We start from the raw sequence: 15144 nt of genomic DNA on the forward strand, positions 1-15144 counted from the left end.
CTCGCGGCGGCCTTTCTCCCGGGCCCCGCCGGACCCGCCGGCGGGCCGCGCGGAAACCGCGCGACCCGCGTTCAGGGGCACTATCCGACCGTGGATTCGGTCAATCCGGACCCGTCGAGCTCGACCCGGCGTGTGACGCCGATCTCACCCAGGAACCGCTCGTCGTGACTCACCACGACGAGCGCGCCCTGGAATCCGGCGAGCGCCTCGGTGAGGTGCCGCAGGCTCGGCAGATCCAGATTGTTGGTCGGCTCGTCGAGCAGCAGGAGCTTCGGCGCGGGTTCGGCCAGCAGCAGCATGGCCAGCGCGGCCCGCAGTCGCTCCCCGCCCGAGAGCGCGGCGGCGAGGACGTCGGCGTCGCCGCCGCGAAACAGGAAGCGAGCCAGCTGGGCTCGAATCTGTTCCGCCGAGGCGTGCGGCGCTGCCGCGGCCACGTTCTCGAAGACCGTGAGCGTCTCGTCGAACACGTCCAGCCGCTGCGGCAGCATCCGCCACGGCACCGTGGGCGATTCCGCGCAGATCCGATGCAGCAGTGTGGTTTTGCCCGCACCGTTGCGGCCGGTGAGCGCGATCCGCTCGGGTCCGGTGATCGTCAGCGTCACGACGGGGCCGTTCGCCAGCGCCACATCCCGCAGTTCGATCACATCCTGCCCCGGGTACAGCCGGGTGCCGGGCAGCTCGACGCGGATCTCGCGGTCGTCGCGCAACCGCTCCTCCGCCTCGGTCAGCACGTCCTTGGCGTCGGCGAGCTTGCCGATGTGCTCGTTGCGCAGTTTGCCCGCCGCGACCTGCGCCTCGCGTTTGCGGTTGTGCGCGACGATCTTCGGCACCCGCTTCTCCCGCTCGGCCTTGGCTCCGGTTCGCAGTCGCCGGTCGAGCTTGATCCGCGTGTCCACCAGCTCGCGCGCCTGCTTGCGCACATCGCCCTTGGCATCGCGGATGGCCGCTCGCGCGGCCTCCTGCTCGGCCTCGACGATCCGCTCGTAGTCGCCGAAATTGCCGCCGAACAAACGGATTTCGCCCTGGCGCAGTTCGGCCACGGTGGTGACCCGGTCGAGCAGCTCGCGGTCGTGACTGACGGTGAGCACGGTGCCCTGGAACTGCCCCACGACCTCGTACAGGCGTTCGCGCGCCACCCGATCGAGGTTGTTGGTGGGTTCGTCCAGCAGCAGCACATCGGGCTCCCGCAACAGTTCGGCTACCAGGCCCAGCAACACGGTCTCCCCGCCGGACAGGGTGTCCAGCCGGCGATCGAGCTGACCGATATCGCTTGCGACATAGTGCAATCCGAGTCGGCCGAGCAGGGCGATGGCATGTTCCTCGATATCCCAGGCCGTCCCGACCGCCTCGAAGTCGGCGTCGGTTCCGTTCCCGGACTCGATGCGATGCAACGCCTTTCGCGTCGGCGCGATACCGAGCACCTCGTCCACCCGCTGCCCGGCCGACAGGCCGAGGTCCTGGCGCAGATAGCCCAGCCGCCCCGGCACCGTGATCGACCCGCGAGCGGGCAGCAGCGCACCGGTGATCAACCGGAAAAGCGTGGATTTACCGGCGCCGTTGCTGCCGACCACGCCGACGTGACCGGGTCCGAGCAGCGCGTTGAGACCGTCGAAAACGGGGGTACCGTCCGGCCAGAGGAAGCTCAGATCGGAAATGGAAATGACAGGTAGTGACATACGGACTCCTGGAAGGTAAGCGCGAGTGAAGGCGGCGCTCGAGAGCGCGGGCCATGGGCTGCGTTACCTCAGAAGATCAACGTAAGGTCTCCGATCGGGAGGGAATGGAACGTTTACAAAGGTAACCAGTCCCGATGCCGGTGTGCAAGTGGCAATTTCCGTGAGCCGGATCTCAGGATCGGATCCGGCTCCCGTCCTCACTGCCCGATGCGACGCGCTTTCATGCCGTTGAGCAGCGGGACCTCGGCCACCTTCCCGCCGGGTTCGGCGTGTAGCATCTTGCCGCTGCCGAGGTAGATCCCGACGCTCGAGGGTCCGCGTGTCCCCCAGCTCCCGAACACCAGATCACCGGGCTGGGCCTTGAGCAACGCCACCTCGACCCCGATCTCCCACTGCTGCTCGGCCGTGTTCGGCAGCTGGATCGTGCCCCCGCTGGCGGCGAACACCGCGGCCGCGGTGAGACCGGGTTCGTCGAAGCCGCCCTCGGTCGGGCCCTGGGTGCCGCCCCCGCCGAAAACGTAAGGGGTGCCGATCCATTCGTGCCCCGCCGAGGCGATCTGCGGGCCGAGGTCCGCGGCGGCGTCGGGAACGAAGCGCCCGGTGCTGCCCATGCTGCGGAAGCCGGCCTCCGCGGCCAGGATGCGCGCCACGTACGGGCGGGTTTCGCTGAAGTGCCCGGGCACCTGGTTGGGCATGCCGCCCGAGGCCAGCACCGCGCCCTCGCCGGCGTTGTAGGCGGCCACGGTCAGCGCCGTGAGATCGCCGGTCACCTTGCCCTGCTCGAGCCAGCCCTGCACCTTGCCCGCGATGGTGCACATGTACCGGCCCTGGCCGATGATGGCGTCGCCGTCGTCCCAAGGGCTGGCCTGGCCGTTGCCGTCGGCGTCGATCACGTAGGGCTGTCCGTCGGGGGCCAGGGAGGTCGCGGTGCTCGGCAGGAACTGGGCCAGTCCGATCGCGCCCGCCGGTGAGGTGAGCCCGCGCCGGAAGCCGGATTCGGCCTGCCCCTGCGCGGCCAGCAGCGAGGAGCTGATCTGCGGGCACAGCGAGCCCGCGCGCCGATACCAGATCTCCAGTTCGGCGGGCACCTTGCCGCCGGCGAGATTGCCTCCGGCCGTGCCGAATCCGTTCTCGCAGTTGGGCGAACTCGCACTCGCGTCCGGCAGCCCCGAACCCGACAGCCACGGCATGGGGTCGACCTGGCTGCCGCCGGTGAGCCGCCCGCCGGGCACCACCTCGAAATGCAGGTGCGGGCCCGAGGATTGGCCGTCGGAGCCGACCGCGCCGATGTGCTGGCCCATGGTGACGATATCGCCGGTGCGCACGAACAGGCCCGAGGCGTACATGTGCCCGTAGACCGTGGAGTACCGCCGCCCGCTCTCGTCGAGGGAGTCGATGACGATCCAGTTCCCGAAACCCGACGCCGGGCCGGAGGCGACCACGAGACCGTCGGCGGCGGCGTAGATCGGGGTCCCGTTGGCGGCGGCCATGTCGACGCCGAGGTGATCCCCGCCGCGCGAGCCGTAGGTGTCGGACACGGTGAAAGTGCCTGCCGCCAAGGGGTATTGACGGCGGCCCGCACCGGAGAGCCGCCCGGCCTCGTTGACGGTGCCCGGCATGGCGGCCAGCGAGACCTCCGGGGTCTGCACCGCGGTGGAGGTCGCGGCCGCCGCCTTGATGGTCACCTGCACGCGATCCAGGTGGTTGCGCACCGCGTCGCCGCGATCGGGCATGGCCGTCCACTGCGTGCCCGAGGCGGCCGTCGGGGTCCAGCTGCGCTGCTTCCAGATGACGTAGTCCACGCGGAACGTGGCGGCGTTCTCCTGCAGGAACGCCACGATGGAATCGCCCTTGGCCTGGTCGGTTCCGACGATGAACTCCACCGCGCGGCCCGCGCGATGATCGGGGTAGGCGTCGTCCGCGATCACCCCACGCATCTCGAGACTGCCGAAACGCGCCACCGTGCACCGCAACACGCGCAGCGCGCCGTCCTGCAAACCCGCTTCGGCGGGGGAACCCGTACTCGGGCAATCGGGTTCGGTGCGCGCGGTGGTGGCCGCCGGAATGAGCGGGGAACCCGGAGCGCAGTTCTCCTCGGTCGACGGCAGGATGATCACCAATACGAGCGTGACCATCGACAACGCTATGCCGACCACACTTCCGACGACGAACTTGGCGTTCACGCCCCAGCGCTCCCCGACGACGTGGTCATCACCGGGACATCATGTCATGGCGGACACGCCTTTTCACGGACCCGCGACACGGTTTCAACCCACACACAACGGGCATCCCTCGGTAATGCCGTACGTCGCCCGCAATGAGGCCACCGCCGCGCGCATCATCGCAACGGTCGGTGCACTGTTCGCCCTCGTCGAGGGCCTGTATATCTTGCTGCTGGTGTTGGACGCCGATCAGACCAATCGGTTCTTCCAATTCATCAAGTCCTTGGCCGAGCCCCTGGCCCTGTTCTTCCCGGGCCTGTTCACCACCGGAAACCCCGACCTGGACGTCGTCCTGAATTACGGTCTCGCAGCGATCTTCTGGCTGGTCGTCAGTGGATTCGTCGCCCGGGTGATCGCCCGGTGACGCCGGAAGCGGCGGGCGGCGACGTCACCGTCGCCATCCGCCGCTTCCGAAACGTGTTGTCAGCGCGCCCGCTCGCCTCGCGCGCTCAGCGCTGCACGATCGAGGTGAGCGGGTAGTCGCCCTGCTTGGCGCGCCCGCCCAGGAATTCCAGCTCGAGCACGACGGCCGCCGCGACCACCTCGGCCCCCGCCGCGCGGAACAGCTCCGCGGCCGCGGCCAGGGTGCCGCCGGTGGCGAGCACGTCGTCGAGCAGCAGGATCTTGCGGCCCTGCAGCTCGATGCCGTCCGCGGGGATCTCCAGTGCGGCCGAACCGTATTCGAGGGTGTAGGACCGGGTGTGCACCGGCGGCGGCAGCTTGCCCGCCTTGCGCACCGCCACCACGCCGGTGCCGAGCACCGCGGCGACGCCCGCGCCGAGCAGGAACCCGCGCGCGTCCACCCCGGCCACCAGATCGGCGTCCGGTGCGCAGGCCGCGAAGCAGTCCAGCACCGAGCGGAAGCCCTCGGCATCGGCGAACACCGGGGTCAGATCGGCGAACCGGACCCCCGGGGTCGGAAAGTCGTCGTGCCAGCGGGTCAGCCGCTCCACCGCCGCGTTCGCCCGTCCGGTGCGCTCGGTCGCGACCTCCGCCGTATCGACCATCTCGTGCTTGCTCAACACCCGCTCCTCACACGCTCATCTCCCGAGGCCCTCACCGCTCGAGCACCCAGCGATCCATATTCCAGCCCGCTCCCGCCCGGGTCGGGCTCACGATTCCGTTCTTCATGCCGTCACCGAACGCGATGGTGCGCGGTTCGGCGAACAGCGGAATCGAAGGCATCTCACTCCAGAGCAGGTTCTCCTGCTCCGTCATGAGGTTCAGCACGGTCGTCGAGTTGTCCTCCGCCGCAAGCTGATCCGCGATGGCATCGTAACGGCCATTGCCGAACCGGCCGAAATTCAGCCCCTGACCGGTGCGCAGCGAGGCTGTCGCGTCGGTCGCCACGCTCGCCCCCGAGGGGCCGGGGAAGGACGCGGTGCCGCCGAGGACGGCGTCCACCTTGCCCTCGGCGAGCTGGACCGCCGCGAAGTCGGCCGCGCCGGCGTCGACCACCGAAATGCCCGCCGGACGGCAGGATTCGGCGATCTTGGCGATGGTGGCGGCCCGCCGCTCGTCCGGCTGGACGTAGCCGATGCGGACGGTCGGGTTCTGCACCCCGGCGTTCTCGAGCGCCTTCTTGGCCCCGGCGACGTCGACGTTCTTGTACTTGTCGGCGGCGCCGGTCACCGCGCCGTAGTAGAGCGTGTCCTGCTGCACGGTCCGCGAGTTCAGCGGTCCCGCACCGAGTCCGGTCGCCGGGGTGTCGAAACCCGGGTGCCCGAGCTGATCGAACAGCTCCTGCCGGGGCGTGCACAGCGCCAGCGCCCGCCGGGCGTTGACGTTGCTGAACACTCCGCCGGTGCTCAGCACCAGCTGCTCCACGCCGCGACCGGGCACGTTCTCCGCGGCCAGCCCGTCCAGGCTCGCGTCGCCGAACGCGCCGGCGCCGATATCGAGCACGCCGATCGACTTGGCCTCGAGCTTGCCCTTCAGGTCGGTGTTCTTGTCCCACACCACGATGCGGGGCGTCCGCGCGGCGTTGCCCCACCAGCGCTCGTTCTGGACCAGCACCAGACCGTCCTTCTCACCGAAGGATTCGATCCGGTACGGACCCGACGACGGCAGCACGGTGAGATCCACCTTGCCCGGCGTCAGCGTCCAGCCGTTGTTCCAGAAGTCCGCGATGCGCTCGACCGCGCCCTGGTCGTTGCCCTGGATCGGGGCGACCACGTTGGGCACCCCGACGGCCTTGGCCACGACGTGCGCGGGCATCAGCTCGCCGGCGTTGAACAGCGTCTTCCACGGCGTGTAGTGCCGTCCCGGCCGGAACACCACGGTGGCGTCCTTGGACCCGGGCTGGCAGTCCACCCGCTCGATCTCGTCGTAGCCGGCGGTGCTCGCCGCGTCGAACGCCGGAATCTGCCCGCCCGCACCGGGTTTGGTGAAGCGCCCGCTGCGCGCCGCCCACGCCATGACGAGATCGTCACAGGAGGTCGGCGCACCGTCGGAGTACACCCCGTCCGGATTGAGCCGGTACTGAATGGTCTGCGTCTCGCCCGGCACCTCTTTGGCGGTACCGGTGTCGGTATCGGCTACCGGCTGCCCGTCGGGGCCGGTGTAGAAGAACCCGGTGATCACGCGTCCGAACACCGCGGCCGCACCACCGTTGGCGCCCGCCGTGCTGCCGCCGTTGTAGCTGGCCAGCACGGTGTCGACGCCGTATCCGATGGAGGGAACCTGGTTCTTGCCACCACACGCCGTCAGCGCACCGACGGCGAGCACACCCGCGACGGCCACGGCGGCGCCACGTCGAATCCTGTTCTGTCGCACCGTCCGCAACCCCCTGCGCCTATGGCCTTCTCTTGTGTCGTTTTCCGCTCGGTCGAGTTCCCGGGCGCGGGGCCTCGCCCCGGGGACGCGGCGCGGAGCCTTCCCGCCCACCGGCGCGACTTGCCGCGCCCGCCCGCTGCGTCGCGGCCGCGTGCACGTCCGCCGCATTGCCGCCGGCGCGCCGGGCCGCCACCTTCTTGGTGTGCGCGGCCACCGGGCCCCAGCGTTCCTTGATGCTGACCAGCAGCGGCACCGCGAAGAAGATGGACGAGTACGCGCCGACGATCATGCCGACGAGCTGCACCAGGGCCAGATCCTTCAGGGTGCCGACGCCCAGCAGCCACACCGCGACGACCAGCATGCCGATGATCGGCAGGATGCCGATGATCGTGGTGTTGATCGAGCGCATGAGCGTCTGGTTGGCGGCCAGGTTCGCCTTCTCCGCGTACGTGTGTTTGGTCAGGTGCAAGACGCCGCGGGTGTTCTCCTCGACCTTGTCGAACACCACGACGTTGTCGTAGAGCACGAAGCCGAGGATGGTGAGCAGGCCGATGACCGCGGCCGGCGTCACCTCGAAACCGACGAGCGAGTAGATGCCCGCGGTGACGATGAGGTTGAAGAACAGCGAGCCGATCGCCGCGAACGACATGTCTCGTTCGAAGCGGAAGGCGATGTAGAGCATGGTCAGCAGGACGAACACCAGCAGCGCCCACAGCGCCTTCTCGGTGACCTGGCCGCCCCAGGTCTCGCTGATCTCGGCGATGCTGATCGCGTTGATATCGGGCTGGCCACTGGAGTTCTTCGGCTGGAACGCCTCGAACAGCGCGGCCTGCAACTGCTCGGTCTGCGTCAGGTCCAGCGTCTCGGACCGGATCTGCATCGCCGCGGTCGCTCCCGAGCCGACCTTCTGCACCGTCACCGGTTCGTGGCCGAGCGTGTCGGTGTACACCTGCTCGACGCGTTCGGTGGTCACCGATTCGGCGGCGGGCATCTGGATGCGGGAGCCACCCGCGAAGTCGATGCCGAGCGTGAAGCCCTTGATGCCGATGCTCGCCAGGGCGATCACCAGGAACACCGCGGCCAGACCGTAGAAGAACTTGCGCCGGCCGACGATCTCGAAGCCGCCGGTACCGGTGTAGAGCCGTTCGAGGAATCCGTGCTGCGGGGACGCCGCCTCGTAATCGAGTTCGGAGTCGACGTCCAGAACGGGACTGGTCTTGCGCATGGTCACGCCTCCTTCACCAGGACGCCGGCGGCCGCCTTGCGTTCCCGGGCAATCTGAGCGACGGCGCCGAGGCCGTTCACCGAGGGCTTGGCCCAGAACGGCGACTTCGAGGCCATCATCATGAGCGGCGCGGTGACCAGGTACAGCACGATGACATCGAGCACGGTGGTGATGCCGAGGGTGAACGCGAAGCCCTTCACCTGTCCGGCGGCGAGCCAGTACAGCACCGCCGAGGCGATGAGGCTGACCGTCTTACCCGAGAGGTTGGTGCGCTGCGCGCGCGCCCAGCCCTTGGGCACCGCGGACCGGAAACTTCGGCCCTCGCGCATCTCGTCCTTTATTCGTTCGAAGAACACCACGAACGAGTCGGCCGTCATACCGATACCGATGATCAGACCGGCGATACCGGCCAGGTCGAGCGTGAAGCCGACGGACCGGCCCAGCAGCACGATGATCAGGTACACCGCCACGCCCGCCGCGAGCAGCGAGAAGCCGGCCAGGAAGCCGAGCATGCGGTAGTAGAGCAGGCAGTACAGCAGCACCGCGACGAGGCCGATGGCGCCCGCGATCAGACCCGCGCGCAGCGAGGACAGACCCAGTGTCGCCGAGACGGTTTCGGCCTCGGAGGTCGAGAACGACAGCGGCAGCGAGCCGTACTTGAGGGTGTTGCCGAGTTCGGTCGCGGTGGTCTTGTTGATGCCCGTGCCCGAGATGGAGGTGCTACCGGTGTACTGGCCGGCGGCCTGCACCTGCGGTGCGCTCACGACCTTGGTGTCGAGCACGAAGGCCAGCTGCTTCTGGTAGAACTCCGTGGTCAGCTTGCCCCAGGTGTCCGCGCCGCCGGACTTGAACTCCACGTCCACGGTCCACTTGGATTCCTGCGAATTGAACTGGCCGCGCGCGTCTTTGATCTCCTGGCCGTCGAGCCGGCTCTTGTCCAGGAGGTAGACCTCGGTCCCGTCGGCGCTGCAGGCGACCAGCGGCAGGTTGGGATCGTCGTTGCCCTGCAGCGGATCCGGCTTGGTGCAGTCCATGGTGAGCATGGCGGTCTGCTGAATCGTCGGATCGGTGCTCTGGCGCAGCGCCTTGGCCTCGGCGATTTCCTTCTGCGCCTGCTGCGGCGACGCCGGTGCGGGCGCGGGAGCCGGTGCGTCGGTGGTCGGCGCGGGCGCGTCGGTGGTCGGCGCCTGGGCGGGGAACACCCGGTTCTGTTGTGCGGGAGCCTCACCCGTGGTGGGGGCGGTTTCCGGCGTGGTCGGCGCGTCGGCCGTGGTGGGCGCGCCCGGGGCGGCCGATTCCGGCGCCGGGGCGGGCTGAGGTTGTTGCGGCTGCTGCGGATTGACCGGCTGGCCGTTCTTCACCTGCGGCGGAATCGGCTGGCCGATCACCGGGCGGACGTAGAGCTTGGCGGTGGTGGCCAGCGTGCGAGCCTGCGCGCCGTCCTCGCCCGGGACCGTGATGACCAGGTTGTCACCCTCGATGACGACCTCGGATCCCGAGACGCCCAGGCCGTTGACGCGCTGCTCGATGATGTCCTGCGCCTTCTGCAGGCTGTCCTTGCTCGGCTTGCCGCCGTCGGGGGTACGCGGCGTCAGCGTGACGCGGGTACCGCCCTGCAGGTCGATGCCGAGCTTGGGGGTCGCGGACTTGTCACCGGTGAAGAACACCAGGCCAAACATCACGGCCACCAGTGCGGCGTACACGCCGAGCAGGCGCATGGGATGCGCCGTTCCCTGGGAAGGTGGCACAGCAGTTATCTCCTAGGCGGATGGTGGTGGAACGAGCGGGCACACCGCAGCGCCGCCGGTCGCCGGGATGCGGCGGCCGACGGCGCGGGGTCGTGTCAGTCCTTGGTCAGCTTCGGGTTCTCGTCGGCCGTCTCGGGCCGGTCGCCCAGCACGGAACCGGGTTCCCCGGTGGTCTCGACGGCGGCGGCCTCGACGGCGTCGGCCTCGGCCGGGGTGGCCGCGACGGCCGAATCCGTCTCGGCCGAATCGCCGTCGGTGGTCTCCTCGGCGCGGACCTCGCGGATCGCGGCGCGCGACCAGGTGGTCACGACGTCTTCGGCGATCTCGAGATCGACGGTGGTGTCATCGACGTCGACCACGGTGCCGTACAGCCCGGAGGTGGTGATCACCCCGTCGCCGACCTTCAGGTTGTCCTGCATCTCGGTGACCTTGGCCATTTCCCGCTTCTGTCGGCGAACGCCGAGGAACATCGGGATGAGCAGAGCAACCAGAAGCAGTGGCAGCAGAAGGTCCATCGTCGAAGTCAGCCCCTAGTCAGGTGGTCGAATGGGTCGTTGCCCACACAGTCTGCCAGCTATCCGCCGAGTAGGGCGCGCCGACCTGCTCTATCTGTTCGCCGCGCGCCCCGGTACGTGCCGATTCCCGTGCCGGGCGGTCGGGATCGTCCGGCACGCCGCCGCCGGGCCGGACGCGGGCGCGCCGCCGGACCGCGCGGACGCCGGAGCACGGACCGTGCCGCGGGACCATTCGCCTGCGTGTGCCCCGGATATGCCGGACACGGCCGCGGCCGATGTCGAGGGGACATCGGCCGCGGCGGTGGCATCGATCGTGCCGCCGGGCAGGGGCCCGGCGGGACGGTGGGTCAGGCGGAGTGTTCGCCGTAGGCGTAATCGTCGAGCGGGAAGCTCACGGCCTCGCGGTGCGCGTTCACCGTGCTGGTCGGGCGCAGCAGCGCGGCCTCGCCGTGCTGGTTGTAGTAGTAGCTGCGCGCGGTCGAGCACTGGCCGCCGTAGAACACCGAGGAGTCGAGCTTGTCGGTGACGCGGTCCAGGAACTCGGCGTTGGCCGTCTCGGTGACCTCGAAGGTCTTCGCGCCGCGGCGGAACATCTCGCCGAAGAGCCGGGCCATGTGCTTCATCTGGGCTTCGATGGTGGTGAAGTACGACAGGCCGCTGTAGGAGTACGGGCTGTTGAGGCTGATGAAGTTGGGGAACTTCGGCACGGTGATGCCCTCGTAGGCCTGGAAGCGGTTGTCGCGCCAGAACTTTCCGAGGTTGAGCCCGTCGCGGCCGATGATCTCGATGGCCGGGAAGTTCACGTCCCACAGGTTGAAGCCGGTGGCCAGCACCAGGGTGTCGATCTCGGTCTTGTGGCCGTCGGCGGTGACGATGCCGTCGGGCTCGATGTGATCGATGGAGTTGGTCTCGAGCCGCACGTGCGGTTCGTTGAAGGTCTTGAAGTACAGGTTGGAGAAGGTGGGGCGCTTGCAGCCGAAGTCGTAGTCCGGCGTGAGCTTCCTGCGGGTCTCGGGATCGCGGACCGAGGTGCGCAGGTGCGCCTTGGCCAGCGCGGCGGCGGCCTTGTTGAGCGGCTTGGCCTGCTTGAAGTGCAGCACGCCCACGACCATGAGGGCCTCGAGCATGGCGGTGTTGGCCAGGCGAGCGGCCTTCTGCGTCACCGGAACCCGGGCGAACAGCGACTGCACGGGCTTGGGGATGGCGGTGTCGACCTTGGGCACCACCCAGATGGGGGTGCGCTGGAAGACGGTGAGCGCCTTGGCCTTCTTGGCGATCTCCGGGATCAGCTGCACGGCGGTCGCGCCGGTGCCGATGATGGCCGTCCTGGTGTCGGTGAGGTCGTAGTCGTCCTGCCACGCGGTGGTGTGGATGATCTTGCCCGCGAAGGTGTCGATGCCCGGGAACGGCGGGGTGTACGGCTGGGACAGGAAGCCGGTGGCCGCGAGCAGGTAACGCGCGGTGAGGGATTCACCGCCCTCGACGGACACGACCCACTGCTGCTGCTCCTCGTCCCAGCGCGCTCCCCCGACGACGGTGTCGAAGCGCATGCGACGGCGCAGGTCGTACTTGTCGGCCACGTGCTCGGCGTACTTCTTGAGCTCGGCGCCCGGGGCGAACAGTCGCGACCAGTTCGGGTTCGGCTCGAAGGAATAGGAATAGGTGACCGAGGCGATGTCCACGGCCAGGCCCGGGTAGCGGTTGACGTGCCAGGTGCCGCCGAGATCGTTCTCGCGCTCCAGGATCACGAAGTTGCTCAGACCGAGCCGATCCAATTGGATGCCGGCGCCCATACCGCCGAAACCCGCACCGACCACGATGGCGTCGTACTGAGGTGCCACGCCGAACCTCCCTGTAACCAGCGCCCCAACCCGGCCGCTGTGACTCACTTGTCACGGAATGACATCTCATTCCGTTTGTGAACACCGTATCATCGAGCCCGTGACGAAGCCATCCTCCCGAATCGAACGGCGCAAGGCCGAGCTCCGCCAGGAGATCATCGATACCGCGTTCGCCTGCTTCGCCGAGAAGGGCTATCACGCCACCGGCATCGCCGATATCGCCAGTGAGCTGGGCATCGGGCACGGCACGTTCTATCGGTACTTCGCGAACAAGCGCGACATCATCGATCACGTCATCGACGATCTGGCCGCGCGCATCGTGGCCTCGCTCGGGCTCGAGAACGCGCCGGACGCGACCGAGAGCCTCGAGGAGTACCGGGTGCAGCTCGAGCGCATCGGCGGCGCGCTGAACGACATCTTCCTCGAGGACCGCCGGGTGGCGCAGCTGCTGCTGTTCCAAGCGACCGGCATCGACATCGAACTCACCACGCGGCTGTACGGCCTGCTCGACACCGCCGACGCGCTCACCACGGCCTACCTCGAACACGGTGTGGAACAGGGGTATCTGCGCGCAGATCTCGACACCGTCAATACCTCGCGCGCGGTGACCGGCATGATCCTGAGCGCGATCCTGCACGGGCTGCGCAACCCCGATCAGGGGCTCTCGGCCGATCTCACACAGGCGATTCGCCGGCTCATCATCGACGGCGTACGGCGGGATTGACCGGACGAATCGGATTGGCAAGGGGCGGGGGCGATTCGGACATGAGGGCATTGGCACAATGACGCTCGTGACCCCCGAGGACGTACGCCGCAGGCAGTTCGGATCTGCCCCTTTCGGGCATCACGGCTACCACCCCGAACAGGTGGACGCCTTCTGCGCGCGCATCGCCGACACCATGGGCGGCCATGATCATCTCAGTGCCGCGGATATCCGGCTGGCCGTGTTCGACGGGCCGCCGTTCGGCCGCCGCGGCTACGACTGCGAACAGGTCGACGACTTCCTCGATCAGGTCTGCGTCGAGCTGGAACTCCTGCGCCACGGCCGGGGCCGGGCGCCCGAGGGCCGGGTGGAGGACACGCTCTCGCACGACGACGTGCTGCGCGTGCACTTCTCCGCTCCCCCGTTCGGCTTACCCGGGTATTCGATCGAGGAGGTGGGTGCCTTCCTGGACCGCCTCGCCGCCACCCTCGCGCACGACGGCCCGAACGGCATGACGGCCGAAGACGTGCGCACCACCACGTTTCACATCGCCGCCCAGGGCGCGCCCTCCTATCACCGCCCCGAGGTGGACGCCTTTCTCGACCTGGTCCTCGAGCAGTTGAAGGGCGAGAACTGAAGCGCGCGAGCGCTGTTGCTCGATGACGAGCGCCGCGGGAGCGGTAAAGCTTTGTCTCGCAGGCTGTTCGGGGGCGCGCGTCAGGGCTGCGGCCGGACCGTGAGTATCTGCTGGGCCACACCCACCGGGCCGTCGACGTCGTGCAGGACGGTGCTGGTCAACCCCTGTCCGGCCTGACCGAAGGTGACGCCGGTGTCCAGCCCGGTCCACGCACCCCGGGGCTGCCGATGGAGATGGATGGTCAGATCCAGGTTCGGGAACATCCATTTGGCGGGGTCCTGGCGGACCGCGATGCCGTTCGCGGTGTCGACCAGGGCGATGAAGCCCGCCAGGGGATCGACCGGCTCCCCCGCCACCAGATCCACGGTCGAGCGCACCCAAGCGGTGTTGCGGCCCGGCTCGTAGGCGCGCACGGCCCGGGTGTCGACCGAGGCGATGTAGCCGCCGGACCAGATCGCCGACAGCGGCCAGGACGGCAGTGCTTCCGGGGCGGGGAGCCGATCGGGTTCCCCGCCGGCAACGCTCGCGGTGTCCTGTTCGCTCAGCAGCCAGGCCCGGGCATTGACGACGTCGCGCCCGGCGATCGTGACGACAGCTTCGGCCAGTTCGATGGTGCGCCCTGGCCGGAGCGTGCGGACCGCGATCTCGAACTCCTGGAAGCCGATGCGGCCCAGGATGTCGAAACTGATCCGGCTCAGCGCGAGCGCGGGCCGTTGCGCCCGGGCACGCTGGATCTCGTGCACGATCAGCCCGCCGAGCGGGCTGAAGTGCTGCTCGTCGGCGTTCCACGCACCACCGGCGTGGACGGTCGGCACGAAGCTGTTCGGGCCGACGCGCTGGAAGTAGGCGGACGCCACGCTGGTCGTGTTCACATTTCTCAACCTACGGGTCGAGTTTTGATACATCAAGTCGAATGACCATCCTCACGGTTGATACCGACCGCCTCGATAGGATCGACCGATGACCTCGAGCACGGACGAGACCGTGGCGCCCGCCGGGCGCGCGGAACGGCGGCGCGACCGGCGCAAGGCGGAGATGATCGTCGCCGCGCTGCAGATCCTGTCCGCGGTCGGCTACCAGGGCATGCGGTTCGAGGACGTCGCCGAGCGCTCGGACATCGCGAAAGCCACCCTCTACCACTACTTTCCGAGCAAAGACGCGCTGGTCGCGGCGGCCCTGGAGAAGCTCTCCTCCGACGCGCTGACCCGGCTCGACGAGGCACTGGACGCCGCCGCCGGGCTCTCCGCAACCGAGCGGCTGCGCGCGCTGATCGCCGAGCAACTGCGGGTGCTGACGGTGCTGTATCCCGAAGTGGGCAAACTCTTCTCGTTCCCCGCGCCCTGGCCCGAGCAGCACGGTGAAGCCATCAAGGCCATGCGCCGCCGGCACGACCGGATCTTCCGGGAGGTCATCGACGCCGGCATCGCCGCGGGCGAGTTCGACTGCCCCGATCCCGCGGTAGCCCTGCACTGTCTGCACGGCGTGCTGAACCACGCCTCGATCTGGCTGCGCCCCGAGGCCGACCCGGACGGGCGCACCCGCGACACGGTGGTCCAGGAGTCGATGCGGCTGTTCACCCGCGCGGACTGAGGCCGGTGTATCCGAGGGAATTCGGGGCGATGCTGAAGCATCGAGAGGGTCTAGCCGATCGTTCGCTCACCGGAACGCCAAAACACACAGGCGGTAGCCGGATAGGCCGGAGCAGTCGCTAAACGCAGACCGCAGCGGCGCTTTCGGCACCGGCACACCGGTTTACCAAGGCATGACTGCGCCGATGCTATCGCATAATTGCGGTGCCACAG

The 15144-nt window shown here is 68.7% G+C and carries 13 protein-coding genes and 2 pseudogenes; 4 read left to right on the forward strand and 11 right to left on the reverse strand.

Translation table 11 applies throughout. The features are described from left to right. Positions 1-80: 80 nt before the first annotated feature. The 4 genes and pseudogenes from ACWDOP_RS10820 to ACWDOP_RS10835 form a co-directional block, all read right to left on the reverse strand. A complete protein-coding gene (locus ACWDOP_RS10820; RefSeq protein ID WP_456344862.1) occupies positions 81-1676 on the reverse strand; it encodes an ABC-F family ATP-binding cassette domain-containing protein in 1596 nt (531 codons plus the stop codon). A 197-nt stretch (positions 1677-1873) separates the two neighbouring features. Next, complete coding sequence (locus tag ACWDOP_RS10825; RefSeq protein ID WP_456345004.1) at positions 1874-2371, reverse strand: C40 family peptidase; 498 nt, start codon at positions 2369-2371, stop codon at positions 1874-1876. Next, positions 2348-2866: pseudogene (locus ACWDOP_RS10830) on the reverse strand (lytic transglycosylase domain-containing protein); the annotation flags it as partial. The gene ACWDOP_RS10825 and the pseudogene ACWDOP_RS10830, both read right to left, overlap by 24 nt. Before the next feature lie 42 nt (positions 2867-2908). Further along, positions 2909-3811: pseudogene (locus ACWDOP_RS10835) on the reverse strand (M23 family metallopeptidase); the annotation flags it as partial. Between the two features lie 163 nt (positions 3812-3974). Here ACWDOP_RS10835 and ACWDOP_RS10840 point away from each other — a divergent pair. Then, positions 3975-4262 carry a hypothetical protein gene (locus ACWDOP_RS10840; protein ID WP_454202867.1) on the forward strand — a complete coding sequence of 96 codons (288 nt, stop codon included), beginning with the start codon at positions 3975-3977 and terminating at the stop codon, positions 4260-4262. Positions 4263-4347: 85 nt separating this feature from the next. Here the strand turns inward: ACWDOP_RS10840 and ACWDOP_RS10845 are convergent, their stop codons facing one another. From ACWDOP_RS10845 to ACWDOP_RS10870, 6 genes are all read right to left on the reverse strand, one after another. Beyond that, positions 4348-4905, reverse strand: a complete 558-nt coding sequence (locus ACWDOP_RS10845) for an adenine phosphoribosyltransferase (protein ID WP_454203133.1) — start codon at positions 4903-4905, stop codon at positions 4348-4350. A gap of 49 nt (positions 4906-4954) precedes the next feature. Continuing rightward, a complete protein-coding gene (locus ACWDOP_RS10850; protein ID WP_456344863.1) occupies positions 4955-6673 on the reverse strand; it encodes an ABC transporter substrate-binding protein in 1719 nt (572 codons plus the stop codon). A 19-nt stretch (positions 6674-6692) separates the two neighbouring features. Then, positions 6693-7898 (reverse strand): protein translocase subunit SecF, encoded by a 1206-nt coding sequence (secF, locus tag ACWDOP_RS10855; protein WP_456344864.1) that lies wholly within the window; start codon positions 7896-7898, stop codon positions 6693-6695. A gap of 2 nt (positions 7899-7900) precedes the next feature. After that, on the reverse strand, positions 7901-9646 hold the full coding sequence (gene secD / locus ACWDOP_RS10860) for a protein translocase subunit SecD (RefSeq protein ID WP_456344865.1): 1746 nt from the start codon (positions 9644-9646) through the stop codon (positions 7901-7903). 95 nt (positions 9647-9741) lie between these two features. Further along, positions 9742-10161, reverse strand: coding sequence for a preprotein translocase subunit YajC (gene yajC / locus ACWDOP_RS10865; RefSeq protein ID WP_454202863.1), 420 nt, complete (start codon positions 10159-10161; stop codon positions 9742-9744). A 347-nt stretch (positions 10162-10508) separates the two neighbouring features. Next, entirely contained in the window at positions 10509-12002 is a 1494-nt protein-coding gene (locus ACWDOP_RS10870; RefSeq protein ID WP_456344866.1) for a flavin-containing monooxygenase, read from the reverse strand. Between the two features lie 58 nt (positions 12003-12060). Between ACWDOP_RS10870 and ACWDOP_RS10875 the strand changes: the two genes are divergently transcribed. Both ACWDOP_RS10875 and ACWDOP_RS10880 read left to right on the forward strand, forming a co-directional pair. Further along, positions 12061-12726: a TetR/AcrR family transcriptional regulator gene (locus ACWDOP_RS10875; protein ID WP_456344867.1), complete on the forward strand. Its 666-nt coding sequence runs from the start codon at positions 12061-12063 to the stop codon at positions 12724-12726. Positions 12727-12784: 58 nt separating this feature from the next. Beyond that, entirely contained in the window at positions 12785-13342 is a 558-nt protein-coding gene (locus ACWDOP_RS10880) for a DivIVA domain-containing protein (RefSeq protein WP_456344868.1), read from the forward strand. 80 nt (positions 13343-13422) lie between these two features. Here the strand turns inward: ACWDOP_RS10880 and ACWDOP_RS10885 are convergent, their stop codons facing one another. Then, a complete protein-coding gene (locus ACWDOP_RS10885) occupies positions 13423-14214 on the reverse strand; it encodes a thioesterase family protein (RefSeq protein WP_456344869.1) in 792 nt (263 codons plus the stop codon). 88 nt (positions 14215-14302) lie between these two features. Here ACWDOP_RS10885 and ACWDOP_RS10890 point away from each other — a divergent pair, with 88 nt between their 5' ends. Continuing rightward, complete coding sequence (locus ACWDOP_RS10890) at positions 14303-14932, forward strand: TetR/AcrR family transcriptional regulator (protein WP_456344870.1); 630 nt, start codon at positions 14303-14305, stop codon at positions 14930-14932. Positions 14933-15144 lie beyond the last annotated feature (212 nt).

This window comes from Nocardia sp. NPDC003693 (assembly GCF_053981095.1).

Coding starts and splice junctions, on each gene's coding strand:
- ACWDOP_RS10875 (WP_456344867.1), top strand. CDS start 12,061: ATGACATCTCATTCCGTTTGTGAACACCGTATCATCGAGCCCGTGACG.
- ACWDOP_RS10840 (WP_454202867.1), top strand. CDS start 3,975: ATGCCGTACGTCGCCCGCAATGAGGCCACCGCCGCGCGCATCATCGCA.
- ACWDOP_RS10880 (WP_456344868.1), top strand. CDS start 12,785: ATGACGCTCGTGACCCCCGAGGACGTACGCCGCAGGCAGTTCGGATCT.
- ACWDOP_RS10825 (WP_456345004.1), bottom strand. CDS start 2,371: ATGCCCAACCAGGTGCCCGGGCACTTCAGCGAAACCCGCCCGTACGTG.
- yajC (WP_454202863.1), bottom strand. CDS start 10,161: ATGGACCTTCTGCTGCCACTGCTTCTGGTTGCTCTGCTCATCCCGATG.
- secF (WP_456344864.1), bottom strand. CDS start 7,898: ATGCGCAAGACCAGTCCCGTTCTGGACGTCGACTCCGAACTCGATTAC.
- ACWDOP_RS10890 (WP_456344870.1), top strand. CDS start 14,303: ATGACCTCGAGCACGGACGAGACCGTGGCGCCCGCCGGGCGCGCGGAA.
- ACWDOP_RS10845 (WP_454203133.1), bottom strand. CDS start 4,905: ATGGTCGATACGGCGGAGGTCGCGACCGAGCGCACCGGACGGGCGAAC.
- ACWDOP_RS10820 (WP_456344862.1), bottom strand. CDS start 1,676: ATGTCACTACCTGTCATTTCCATTTCCGATCTGAGCTTCCTCTGGCCG.